Origin of the sequence: Lentzea alba, from assembly GCF_011067745.1 — a bacterium.
In the GTDB taxonomy this organism is placed as follows: domain Bacteria; phylum Actinomycetota; class Actinomycetes; order Mycobacteriales; family Pseudonocardiaceae; genus Lentzea; species Lentzea alba.
In genome coordinates this window covers 105,059-116,884 of sequence record NZ_JAAMPJ010000016.1, presented here as the reverse complement: position 1 = coordinate 116,884, position 11,826 = coordinate 105,059, and the positions used below count along the sequence as shown (strand labels likewise).

The following is an 11,826-nucleotide window of genomic DNA, read 5'->3' as shown; positions in this document are numbered from 1 at the left end:
TTACGTCACGGTCAGATGACGAACACACTCTGTGTATCAACGCCACGAGGTAGGACAACCCGAAGAGGTGAGCCACCTGACGACATCGTGACCGTGCGCTGAAATGCCGGACACCGCCGAGTAGGTGGTTTCCAGCGCCCACTGCGCGCGTTCCGGAGTGATCAGGTTGTGCTGAACTGCGGAGATCAACTCGTCGGTGTCCAGAACGATCGTGCTCTGGCCCGTCCGGACGATCAGGTCGAGGTACAGATCGGTGGTTTTCCAGACACTGCCGACGGCGGAGATCTCGACGACGTCGACGTAGAAGTCGAAGTCCAGCTCGTGCCCGGGGTGCCAGGACTGGCGGGTGACCCGGACGTTGAGCTTGGGCACGAACCAGCTCTCGAAGTGGCTGATCTTCGGGTGCCCGGCGAGCGGCCGGAACATGTAGAGGCCGGTCGGGGTGAGGCGGTACTCGTCGACGCTTCTCAGCAGCCCCTTGGGATCCGTGTTGCTCTTGGCGTCCAGGTCGAAGTACTCGATCTTCGGCGGATGGATGTGTGCCACGTGGCCGATACTGCCATCGAAACCTGAGACGGCCACTTAGGATGCGCCGCATGTTCGGGATCATCCGCCCCTGCCGCAACAGAATGGGCGCTGAGCTGCGGTCCTCGTGGCTCGCCCACCTGTGCGGGATGTGTCTGTCGTTGCGCGACGAGCACGGTCACCTCTCGCGCCTTGTCACCAACTACGACGGGTTGATGATCTCGGCCGCGGTCGAGGCGCAGTCCGCGGTGTCGCGGCGGACGGCGGGTCCGTGTGCGTTGCGGGGCATGAAGTCCGCGGACGTGGCCATCGGCGACGGCGCGCGGCTGGCGGCGTCGGTGTCGCTGGTGCTGGCATCGTTGAAGATCCACGACCACGTGGACGACGGGGACGGGCTGGCAGGCCGGCTCGGGTGGGCGGGGCGCGCGGTGGCGCAGCGCTGGGCCGCCAAGGGGCTGGGTACGGCGTCCGACCTCGGGTTCGACGCGTCGGTGATGGTGGATTCGGTGCGGCGGCAGCCGTTGGTCGAGGCCGCGGCGGGGCTGGGCAGCTCGGTGCTGGTGGTGACCGAGCCGACGGAGACCGCGACCGGGTTCGCGGTCGCCCAGACGGCGTTCATCGCCGGGAGACCCGGCAACGCGGAGCCGTTGCGCGAGGTGGGACGGCTGTTCGGACGGGTCGCGCATCTGATCGACGCGGTGGAGGACCTGGAGGAGGACCGCGCCGCGGGCGCGTGGAACCCGTTGATCGCCACCGGGACGTCGGTCGACGAGGCGCGCCGGCTGTGCCTGGACGCCGTGACGGGCATCAGGCTGGCGCTCGACGAGGTCGAGTTCACCGACGCGCGGCTCGTGCACAAGCTGTTGGTGCACGAGCTGGAGGAGTCGATCATCCGGGTGTTCGGCAAGCGGAAGCGGCACGAGCACCCGCCGGGCAAGCCGCGCTGGTCGGATCCGGGCAGCGGCCTCTGGTCGTACCCGAGGCTGAACTGGCAGCCGCAGCGGCGCGGGTGCTTCGAGGGCTGCGGGGCGTTCCTCTACATGTGCGGGACCTGCCAGTTCTGCTGCCGCGACCCGTTCCCCGGTCCGTGGAGCGACAAGCGGCGCGACGGATGCGACCCCGGTGGGGACTGCGGCCCGAACTGCGACTGCGACTGCAACTGCTGCCCGTGCGATTAGGGGCCTGACCAGGGGCGATCTGAAATTGTCAGACCCCCGGCGTAACGTGCTTCCCGTGGCTTTCGCAACCGAGCTCCCGCCAGAGGAGAGCACCGTCAAGGCGCACTCCGAGCACCGTCCCGTCGGCGACATCGTCCGCTCCGACGGGCAGTTCCGCGTGGTCAGCGAGTACCAGCCGGCCGGTGACCAGCCCGCTGCCATCGACGACCTCGAACGCCGCGTGCGCTCCGGCGAGCGCGACGTGGTGCTGCTCGGCGCCACCGGTACCGGCAAGTCGGCGACCACGGCGTGGCTGGTCGAACGGCTGCAGCGCCCCACGCTGGTCATGGCGCCGAACAAGACGCTGGCGGCCCAGCTGGCGAACGAGCTGAAGGAGCTCTTCCCGCACAACGCGGTCGAGTACTTCGTCAGCTACTACGACTATTACCAGCCAGAGGCGTACATCCCGCAGACGGACACGTACATCGAGAAGGACTCCTCGATCAACGAGGACGTCGAGCGTCTGCGTCACTCCGCCACGATGTCGCTGCTCACCCGGCGCGACGTCATCGTGGTCGCCTCGGTGTCGTGCATCTACGGCCTGGGCACGCCCCAGTCGTACCTCGACCGCTCGATCAGGCTGGAGACGGGCGTCGAGGTCGACCGCGACGCGTTCCTGCGCCTGCTGGTCGACGTCCAGTACACCCGCAACGACATGTCGTTCACCCGCGGCTCGTTCCGCGTGCGCGGCGACACGGTCGAGATCATCCCGTCCTACGAGGAGCTCGCGGTCCGCGTCGAGTTCTTCGGCGACGAGATCGACAAGCTCTACTACCTGCACCCGCTGACCGGCGACATCGTCCGAGAGGTGTCCGACCTGCGCATCTTCCCGGCCACGCACTACGTCGCGGGCCCGGAGCGGATGGAGCGGGCCATCCGCGACATCGAGGCCGAGCTCGAGACGACGCTGGCCCAGATGGAGCGCCAGGGCAAGCTGCTGGAGGCGCAGCGCCTGCGCATGCGCACGTCCTACGACATCGAGATGATGCGTCAGGTCGGGTTCTGCAACGGCATCGAGAACTACTCCCGCCACATCGACGGCCGCGGCGCGGGCACGGCGCCGGCCACGCTGCTGGACTACTTCCCGGACGACTTCCTGATGGTCATCGACGAGTCGCACGTGACCGTGCCGCAGATCGGTGGCATGTACGAGGGCGACGCGTCCCGCAAGCGCAACCTCGTCGAGCACGGCTTCCGGCTGCCGTCCGCGCTGGACAACCGCCCGCTGACCTGGGAGGAGTTCGCCGACCGGATCGGCCAGGTCGTCTACCTGTCCGCGACGCCCGGCCCGTACGAGCTGGGGCAGTCCGGCGGTGAGTTCGTCGAGCAGGTCATCCGGCCCACCGGTCTGGTCGACCCCGAGGTCGTGGTGAAGCCGACCGAGGGCCAGATCGACGACCTCGTGCACTCGATCCGCGAACGGGCCGAGCGCGACGAGCGCGTCCTGGTCACGACGCTGACCAAGAAGATGGCAGAGGACCTGACGGACTACCTGCTGGAACTGGGGATCCGGGTCCGGTACCTGCACTCCGAGGTCGACACCTTGCGCCGGGTGGAGTTGCTGCGCCAGCTCCGCCTCGGTGAGTTCGACGTGTTGATCGGCATCAACCTCCTTCGGGAGGGGTTGGACCTTCCCGAGGTGTCGCTGGTCGCGATTCTGGACGCCGACAAGGAAGGGTTCCTGCGGTCGGGGACTTCGCTGGTGCAGACGATTGGTCGTGCCGCTCGTAACGTGTCCGGTGAGGTCCACATGTATGCGGACCGGATCACGGACTCGATGCGCCACGCGATTGAGGAGACCAATCGGCGGCGCGAGAAGCAGGTCGCCTACAACACCGAGCGCGGAATCGATCCGCAGCCTCTCCGGAAGAAGATCACGGACATTTTGGAGGCTGTTTACTCCGAGGTCGAGGACGAGGTTCCGGTCGGGGGGTCTGGGCGGAACCAGTCTCGGGGGAAGCGGGCCACCGGGGAGGGTGGTCGGTCGGCTGGGGTTTTGCAGGCGCATGAGCGGTCTGGGATGGCCCGGTCGGAGCTCGCTGATCTGGTGCAGTCGTTGACCGATCAGATGATGAACGCGGCTCGGGAGCTGCAGTTCGAGTTGGCGGCTCGGTTGAGGGATGAGATTCAGGATTTGAAGAAGGAGCTGCGGGGGATGGACGCGGCTGGAGTGAAGTGATCCATCGCGACCGGGTGGGTGGTCGGGTTGCGTTGGGCGTGTTGCGTTGCGTGCGTGGGCTGGGGGCTCTGCCCCCTGACCCCCGGCACTCCCAAAGGAGCCGTCCAGCGCCGCGCGCGGGTTGATGGCACGCCTGTTGCGTTTGGCGGGGTGCTGTTGCGTTGGTGGTTGCGTTTGGGTGGCTGACTGCTCGGCTTCGCCGTCGCGTTGACTTTGGCCTCGCTGCACTCGTCCGTCTGGTGCTTGACGGAAAACGGTTTCCCGGCCAGTGTCGGGTTGCGCACTCGCCGCTGCGCTGCTGGTTCGTGCTGGTGGCGGGAGGCGTTCATGCTGCGCGGGGTTGCGGTTGGTGCTGTGGTTGTCGCGGTTGTGGGGACTGTTCTGGTTCCGGCGGCTGTGGCGGAGCGGCTGCCGTCCAGTGTGCCGCGGCTGGCTGCGCCAGCTCGGATTGTCACGCTCGGGTCGGGCGATCGTGTTGCTGTGCAAGGGGATCAGGTCACGATTCTGCCTGGGGCTGGGCGGGATGAGGTGTTCTTCCGGCAGTGGCGTACCAAGGACGGGCACATTCACGTGGTGCCGCGGGATGCTGTTCCGTTGCTGCGCGGGGGCAAGGTCGACAAGAGGTTGTTCGACGTCACCGCGCTGCTCGGGGAGGCGGGTGACGGCACGGATCCCCTGTCCCCTGTCGTTGGGCGCGTTGCCGAGCGGCGCGGGGACCTGCTCGAGTTGACGGTGACCATTGTTGGGCGGGATGGGCGGCCGTCGGATGCCGAGGTCAGCGCGCTTGATCTTGGGACTGGGGAGAGTTCGGACTTCGAGGCGCCGGTGGGTGGGGTTGCCAAGTTGCGGTTGGCGCCTGGTGAGTACTCCTTGGACGTGGTGGTTCACGGGGATCGTGAGCACACTTGGGCCAGTACCGGGAAGATCCGGTTGGATCGGGATCTGGCCATTACTGTTGATGCGCGCCAAGGGAAAGAGGTCGGGGCGCAGTTCGATCGGGTGGTGGGGCGGAAGTACGTCGGGATGGACGCGGTGTACCGGGTCGGCGGGGGCCGGGTGCAGACCGGGGTGTCCACGCGGTCGCAGGATCGGTTGTTCGCGGTGCCGGTGAAGGCGGATGCTGGGTACTTCAACTTCGGGACGTTCCAGGTTTGGGGTGGGGGCGGGCACGAGTACTTCGTGGCGTCGCCGTACGAGGGTGGGATTCCTGAGGTGCTCGCGCCTCGGGTGCGGGATCGCGAGTTGTATGCGGAGAAGGCTCGGTATCGGGCGCAGGGGGCACCGGCTGTTGGGTCGCGGTCGTCGTCGCCGTTTTACGTGAAGGGGCAGGGCGTTACGTTCGGGGTGGTGTTCGATCTGCCGATTCCGTCGCGGCGGGTGGAGCACTTCACGGGGCGTGCGGACGTCAAGTGGGTCATGGACTTCTTCCAGCGGCCCTTGTCGCAGCCTGGTGTCGGGTTCGACGGGCACATCAGTGCCGGGCGGCCGGTGTTCGTGGCTGGACGGACCGGGATTCGGTCGTGGAACGGGGTGGCGGCCAGCACGGATCTGAACTTGCGCGGGTTTCACGGGTTGGTGCGGTTCGGGGACAGCGGGTACGTGCAGCACTGGCCGTTCGCGCCGGGGGAGGCGGACGCGTCGGACGAATTCGTGTTCGGTGGGCCGTACGTGGTGGCGCGGACTCAGCTGTCCACTGTGGAGGGTGAGGTGATCGTGGAGCGCGATGGGGTGTTCGCGACGTTCTCCGGGTTGGCTGAGGCGCCGGTGCGGTACGTGTTGGACGTTGAGGCTTCGCGCAGCCCCAAGTGGACGCCGTTCGCGCCCAAGGTGTCCGGTCGGTTCGAGTTCGTGTCGGGGAAGACCGAGGGGAACGTGTACCTGCCGGTGCCTACTGTCCGGATTTCCGGCGCGTTCGACGATCTGAACCGCGCGCCTGCCGGGTGTCGGGTGTTTCCGGTGGACGTCAACGTGGTGCCGCAGGCCGGGTCGGTGGGCGCGGCGGCGGTGAAGAGCGTGGCGGTGCAGGCGTCGGTGGATGACGGAGCTACCTGGCGGCGCGTGCCGGTGGTCGGGGCCAAGGCGCGGTGGACGGCGCTGGTGTCGCATCCGGTGGGGGCGGAGTTCGTGTCGCTCAACGTGAAGGCGGTGGATGCGGCGGGTAACTCCGTTGAGCAGACGACCATGCGTGCTTATGGCATAAATCGCCCTCTGGGGTGAGATGTCGGCTGACAGCTTTCGTCACGGCGCAGGACGGCAATGATCTCGGGGTGAACGTGGACCCCCACCTCGCCGCGGTGGAGCAGGCACTCATTGCGATGCGGCGCAGCCAGTCCCGCCGAGCGCTCGCCGAGCTGGCCGTACCGGCGTTCGACGTGCTCGACGTCGTGGAAACGGCCGAGCGCACCGGTGTCCAGGCGACAGTGTCCAGTGTGGCTTCGGCGTTGCACGTCGATCAGCCGCGGGCCAGCAAGCTCGTCACGAGTGCCGTCGACGCCGGGCTGATCTCGCGGGTCGCGGACAAGGCGGACGGGCGGCGCGTGTTGCTCGTGCGCACGCCGCGTGGACGTGCTACGTCGGCGGAGTTGCACCGGGCGCGGCAGGCCGCGTGTGCGACGGCGATGGCGGACTGGAGCGACGAGGAGCGGGCGGCGTTCGCGCAACTGCTCACGCGTTTCGTCGCCGTGTTCGGCGGGCGATAATCCTGTCGTGACAATGGATGAGCTGATCGCCTACTGCGCAGGGAAGCCGGGCGCGGAGGAGACGTATCCGTGGGGCGACGCCGAGTTGGTGTGCAAGGTGGGCGGCAAGGCGTTCGCGTTCATCGGGCTGGACGGGCACACCGTCGGCCTCAAGTGCGGTGCCGACGCAGAGGCCGCCGCGCCGTGGCGCGAACGCTTCCCCGACGACATCACGGTCAGCGGGTACGTCGGGCGCTACGGCTGGAACACCGTCGCGCTCAAGGGTTCGGTGCCCGACGACGACCTGCTGGAGCTGGTCGACGGCTCCTACGAGGCCGTCGTCGCGCGGTTGCCGAAGAAGAAGCGCCCCTAACGCTCGTCGGGCTGCAGGATGCCGAAGATGTTGCCCTCGGTGTCCTTGTAGTAGGCGAGCAGGCCGACGCCGGGCATCTTGCCCTTCGGCAGCGCCACCGTGCCGCCGCCGGCCTCGATGGCCGCGATGGTGACGTCGATGTCGACGACGCTGATCGTCATGACGAACCCGTGGACCGGTGCGTCGGGTGCGGGGTCGGGACCGCGGCGGGGCAGCAGTCCGCCGTTGACGCCGGGCTGGTCGTCGTCGCCGGTGGTGATGATCCAGTAGGGGACGTCACCCCACTGCTCGATCTTCCAGCCGAAGACGGAGGAGTAGAAGTTCCGCGCTCGCTCGGGATCTGCGGCGTGGATCTCGAAGTGCACAGGACGTGACATGAGCCGGGACGCTACTCCGGACAGTGGTTGTCCGCATTGGCTCTTACGGTGGCGTCATGGCTACCGAAATCCAGATCTCGTTCGACGCGAACAACCCGCCGAAGCTCGCCGACTTCTGGGCTCAGGCGCTCGGTTACGTCCACCAGCCGCCGCCTCCCGGGTTCGCCACCTGGGAGGAGTTCGCGATCAAGAACAACATCCCGTTCGACTCCGCCGACGACTACGCGGCGCTGATCGACCCGGACGGCAAGGGACCGCGGTTGCTGTTCCAGCGCGTGCCTGAGGGCAAGACCGCGAAGAACCGCATGCACCTCGACCTCCGCACGGGCCTCGACGCAGTGGACCGCCTGGTCGGGTTGGGTGCCACGCGCGTGCGTGAACACAACGACCAGACGGGCCACTGGGTCGTGATGCTCGACCCCGAGGGCAACGAGTTCTGCGTGAGCTAACTCGTGATGTCCTTCGTCTTGAACTGCCGTGCCGCGAGCAACGTGAAGACGCCGCCGTAGACGAGCGCGGAGAACGTTCCGCGGGCCATCTCCGACCAGTCGATGTCGGTCGAGAGCAGGTCGACCCACGCCATCGCGTAGTGCGTCGGCAGGTAGTTGCGCAGGTCTTCGAGCGGCTGGATCTGGTCGAGGATCTGCGACAGGATCGAGACGAGCACCGTGCCGCCGACCGCGCCGAGCGGCGCGTCGGTGGACACGGACAGGAACATCGCGAGGCCCGCGACCCAGAACAGGTTGATCGCGATGTAGCAGACCGCCAGCGCCATCCCGAGCACGCCGTCGGCGAACGGCGCCGCCTCGCCGGTGGGGCTCACGACCTCGCCCGCGCCGTACCAGACGACGCCGACTCCCAGCGCCACCGCGGGAAGCAGGGCGAGGGCGAAGAAGCTGAGGATGCCGCTGCTGATCGCCTTCTGCCGCAACAACCGGTGCCGCGGGATCGGTGCGGCCAGCAGGTACTTGAGGCTCGACCACGACGCTTCGGACGCGATCGTGTCGCCGAAGAACAGCGCCACGATCATCGGCAGCAGGAAGCTGCCGCTCACGAACAGCGTGAGCACCACGAAGTTGATGCCGCTGGCGGTGGCCAGGTCGACGAAGCCGCCGGAGCGGCGGTTCGGGTCGGACTGACCGATCTCGAAGCTCAGCGCGAGGATGAACGGCAGCAGCACCAGGAAGCCCAGCACGAGCTGGGTCCTCCTGCGGCGGATCTGCCGTTGCAGCTCCACTCGGATGCGCAGCGTCTTCCTTGCCTTGTAACCGATCGCCGAGCCGTCGGGGGCCACCTTGGTGTGCTGGTGGGCGGCCGCGTCGGTGAGCTCGGTGATCGCGCCGGGGTCGGTGTGGACGTCGTGCTCGTTCACCGGTTCACCTCCTGCCGTGCGGGCGCCTTCGTGCGGTTCGGGTTCGCGGTGAGCACCGTTTTCACCGTGGGCGAAACGCTCGCGGGAGAGTGCTCCGCGGGCCCGGAATTGTCGGTGCCGGCTGGGATAATTGAGTCAAGGGGTCCCCCAACGCCGGCGAGCAACGTCTGCTCACTCGACGAGGGGACCTCTGCCTCGGCCTGGGCGTCCGTCGTGGCGGACGCCGCTGCCATCAGGAAGTCATTCACCGACCAGCTCCAAGAACGCGTCTTCCAGCCTGCGTCGCGGACCCGCCTGGTCCACCGCCACACCGGCCGCCACGAGAGCGGACAGTGCCGCGGCGCGCGGGACGCCGTTCATCGACGCGTGCACGGCGTCCTCGTCCTCGTGCACGTCGTGCACGCCTTCGAGGCCCCGCAGGACATCGGCTGCCTTCGAGGGGGAGTCGACGCGGAACGTCGCCTCGCCGCCTCCCGCCGCGATGTCGGCCACCTCGCCCGCGGCGACGAGCTGGCCCTTGTGCATCACGACCACGTGCGAACAGGTCTGCTCGACCTCGGCCAGCAGGTGCGACGACACCAGCACCGTGCGGCCGGCCGCGGCGTAGCGGCGCAGGACCTCGCGCATCTGGTGGATCTGGGGCGGGTCGAGACCGTTGGTCGGTTCGTCCAGGATCAACAGGTCCGGGAGACCGAGCATGGCCTGGGCGATCGCGAGCCGCTGGCGCATGCCCTGGCTGTACGTGCGCACCCGGCGGTGCACCGCGTCACCGAGGCCCGCGATCTCCAGCGCCTCCTCGACGTGCGCCTCTTCGAGCGGCCTGCCGGTCGCGGCCCAGTACAGGCGCAGGTTCGCGGCGCCGGACAGGTGCGGCAGGAAGCCCGAACCCTCGACGAACGAACCGATGCGCGACAACACGGGCGCGCCTGGCGTCACCTTGTGGCCGAAGACCCTGATGTGGCCCTCGGAGGGGTGGATGAGGCCCATCACCATGCGCAGGGTCGTGGTCTTGCCGGCGCCGTTCGGGCCGAGCAGACCGAGGACCTGGCCGTGCTCCACGCGGAAGGACAGGTCCTTCACCGCGGTGAGGCCACCGGGGTACGACTTGGTCAAACCGGAGATGACCAGTGGCACGTCGGCCAGGTCGGGGTCCGAGTCGTGGGCGAGGCGGCGGCGGAACATCGCGACGATGCCGGCGCCGATCAGCACCAGCAGCGCGATCGCGATGCCCCACAGGGCACTCGTCGGGAAACCGGTCGTCACGTTGCGGCCCGGCACCACCGGCACCGAGATCTCGTCGGAGGCCAGCGAGATGCGGTACGCGGCGGGCTGTTCGGCGTTCGCGAACGCCTGGTCCGTCGTCGACACCACCAGCGCGAGCTTGTGCTCACTCTCGACAGGACGCACGGCAGGAGGCAGCGTCACGGTCACCTCGGCGGCGGAACCGTCCGGCGGCAGGGCCACGCGGAACGGGGCGACGGCCGAGCCGGGCAGCACGCGGGTGCCGTCCGCCGAAACGTCGTAGAGCTTCGCGAAGAGGATCGCCTCACCGGACGTCTGGTCACCGCGCGCGACGCGCAGCCGGACCGTCGACGAACCGGTCAGCAGCACCTGCGAGTCGAGCGCGTCCGAGGTGAACACCGCGGCCTGGCCCGGCAGGTCGATCGACAGTCGCGACGAGATCGCCGACGACCGCGACAGCGCGGAACCGAGACCCGGCAGGTTGCTGATCGCCGCCGGGTTGCCGCCCGCCGGATTCACCGCGACCTGCTCGCGTCCGCTCAGCTTCAGCGTCTTGCGCTCGGTCGGGGAGCCGGAGAGGCCGGGGTAGGCGGGCGCCTGGACCGTGCGCAGCGAGGGCTGGCCGGACGAGCGGAAGGCGCCCTGCACCGTGTACTCGAAGCCCGTGCCGGGGTCGGTTCCCTTGCCCTGCAAGTGGAACGCCATCCAGTCGCCGATCTCACCGCGCAGTGCGGTACCGGGGTTGCCGCCGTCGTGGCCGCCCGCGTACCAGACCGTCTTCACCTTGCCGCCGGCCGCGGCGATCTGGCGCGCGGTCGCGTCGGACTGGTCGAGGCCGAACAGGGTGTCCTGCTCGCCCTGCACCAGCATCGTCGGCTGCTTGATCTGGTCGGCCACCGCGACCGGGGACGACTTCCGCAGCAGCTCCAGCGTTTTCTGCGACGCGCGGCCCGTCGTGGCGACCTCCGTGTAGGCGGTGCACACCTCGGGGGTGAAGCGGCCGCACGCGCCCAACGAAGGCGTCGGCGGCTGACCCGCCGCGCCCGAGTTGCCGCCCGGCTGTTGCTGGGTGGCGGGCTGGTTCGCCTCGGTCTGGCCCATCTCGGGCGCTTCACCCGTGGGCGATGAGAGGTCGATCGACGTCATGCCCGCCGAGAAGAAGATGCCCGCCCACGAACGCTTGAAGACGCCGTCCTCGCCGAACGCGGTGGCGGCCGGCGTGGCGTCCGAGCGCGGTGTCGCCATCGCGGAGTTCGGCAGCAGTGACTGCGCGAGGTCGTTGTACGTGATGACGGGAACGAGTGTGTCGACACGCTTGTCGACGCCCGCGAGCAGCAGTGACAACGCACCGCCGTACGACGCGCCTGTCACACCCACGCGCGGGTCGCCGCCGCCGTCCTTCTGCACCTCATCACGTGTGCCTAGGAAGTCGACGAGCTTCTGGGCGTCGCGGACCTCGCGGTCGAGGGAGTTCAGCGCGATCTGGCCGGTGCTGCGGCCGAAACCGCGCGCGGACCACGTCAGGACGACGAAGCCTCGCCGGGCGTACTCCTCGGCCTGGGTGTGCACGCTGCGGAGGCTGCCGCCGAAGCCGTGCGCGAGCATGATCGCGGGCGCGGGCGTCTGCTGGGGGAGGTAAAGACGCGTCTCGATCGTCACCGTCTGAGCGCTGTCGGGGCTCTCAGGTGCGTCGATGTTCGCTTCTTTGAAGGAAACGGGCACGGGGTCGTCCCCGGATCGAGTGAAGTACACGCCACCTGCGACAACGGCGAGAACCACGATCAATGCGGGGATCGTCCACCTGCCGCGAAGGCGGGAGAGGCGGGACACGGTGATGACGATATGCGAGTTTTGCTGAGAACG

General features: G+C 68.3%; 11 protein-coding genes. 6 read left to right on the top strand and 5 right to left on the bottom strand.

The features are described 5' to 3' along the window. Window positions 1-36 precede the first annotated feature (36 nt). Entirely contained in the window at window positions 37-546 is a 510-nt protein-coding gene (locus G7043_RS41960) for a DUF402 domain-containing protein (RefSeq protein ID WP_166054303.1), read from the bottom strand. A 50-nt stretch (window positions 547-596) separates the two neighbouring features. Here G7043_RS41960 and G7043_RS41955 point away from each other — a divergent pair, with 50 nt between their 5' ends. The 5 genes from G7043_RS41955 (at window position 597) to G7043_RS41935 (ending at window position 6,972) form a co-directional block, all read left to right on the top strand. Continuing rightward, complete coding sequence (locus tag G7043_RS41955) at window positions 597-1,703, top strand: DUF5685 family protein (RefSeq protein ID WP_166054302.1); 1,107 nt, start codon at window positions 597-599, stop codon at window positions 1,701-1,703. Window positions 1,704-1,758: 55 nt separating this feature from the next. Next, complete coding sequence (uvrB, locus tag G7043_RS41950) at window positions 1,759-3,921, top strand: excinuclease ABC subunit UvrB (protein ID WP_166054301.1); 2,163 nt, start codon at window positions 1,759-1,761, stop codon at window positions 3,919-3,921. 573 nt (window positions 3,922-4,494) lie between these two features. Then, window positions 4,495-6,138 (top strand): hypothetical protein, encoded by a 1,644-nt coding sequence (locus tag G7043_RS41945; RefSeq protein ID WP_166054300.1) that lies wholly within the window; start codon window positions 4,495-4,497, stop codon window positions 6,136-6,138. A gap of 50 nt (window positions 6,139-6,188) precedes the next feature. Continuing rightward, complete coding sequence (locus G7043_RS41940; RefSeq protein ID WP_313888349.1) at window positions 6,189-6,620, top strand: MarR family winged helix-turn-helix transcriptional regulator; 432 nt, start codon at window positions 6,189-6,191, stop codon at window positions 6,618-6,620. Window positions 6,621-6,633: 13 nt separating this feature from the next. Then, on the top strand, window positions 6,634-6,972 hold the full coding sequence (locus tag G7043_RS41935) for an MmcQ/YjbR family DNA-binding protein (RefSeq protein WP_207312467.1): 339 nt from the start codon (window positions 6,634-6,636) through the stop codon (window positions 6,970-6,972). Here G7043_RS41935 and G7043_RS41930 read toward each other — a convergent pair. Then, a complete protein-coding gene (locus tag G7043_RS41930) occupies window positions 6,969-7,349 on the bottom strand; it encodes a VOC family protein (RefSeq protein WP_166054298.1) in 381 nt (126 codons plus the stop codon). The genes G7043_RS41935 and G7043_RS41930 overlap by 4 nt on opposite strands. Before the next feature lie 56 nt (window positions 7,350-7,405). Between G7043_RS41930 and G7043_RS41925 the strand changes: the two genes are divergently transcribed. Continuing rightward, entirely contained in the window at window positions 7,406-7,798 is a 393-nt protein-coding gene (locus G7043_RS41925) for a VOC family protein (RefSeq protein WP_166054297.1), read from the top strand. On the opposite strand, the gene G7043_RS41920 is transcribed toward G7043_RS41925, so the two are convergent. The 3 genes from G7043_RS41920 to G7043_RS41910 are packed head-to-tail and all read right to left on the bottom strand — an operon-like array spanning window position 7,795 to window position 11,793. Then, window positions 7,795-8,721, bottom strand: coding sequence for an ABC transporter permease (locus G7043_RS41920; RefSeq protein ID WP_166054296.1), 927 nt, complete (start codon window positions 8,719-8,721; stop codon window positions 7,795-7,797). The two genes, G7043_RS41925 and G7043_RS41920, sit on opposite strands and share 4 nt — an antisense overlap. Next, complete coding sequence (locus G7043_RS41915; RefSeq protein WP_166054295.1) at window positions 8,718-8,969, bottom strand: hypothetical protein; 252 nt, start codon at window positions 8,967-8,969, stop codon at window positions 8,718-8,720. Before G7043_RS41915 ends, G7043_RS41920 begins: the two co-directional genes overlap by 4 nt. Further along, entirely contained in the window at window positions 8,962-11,793 is a 2,832-nt protein-coding gene (locus tag G7043_RS41910) for an alpha/beta fold hydrolase (protein ID WP_166054294.1), read from the bottom strand. Before G7043_RS41910 ends, G7043_RS41915 begins: the two co-directional genes overlap by 8 nt. Window positions 11,794-11,826 lie beyond the last annotated feature (33 nt).

Excerpts from the sequence above, each read along its gene's own strand:
- G7043_RS41925 (WP_166054297.1), top strand. The coding sequence starts at position 7,406 with ATGGCTACCGAAATCCAGATCTCGTTCGACGCGAACAACCCGCCGAAG.
- G7043_RS41930 (WP_166054298.1), bottom strand. The coding sequence starts at position 7,349 with ATGTCACGTCCTGTGCACTTCGAGATCCACGCCGCAGATCCCGAGCGA.
- G7043_RS41955 (WP_166054302.1), top strand. The coding sequence starts at position 597 with ATGTTCGGGATCATCCGCCCCTGCCGCAACAGAATGGGCGCTGAGCTG.
- G7043_RS41935 (WP_207312467.1), top strand. The coding sequence starts at position 6,634 with ATGGATGAGCTGATCGCCTACTGCGCAGGGAAGCCGGGCGCGGAGGAG.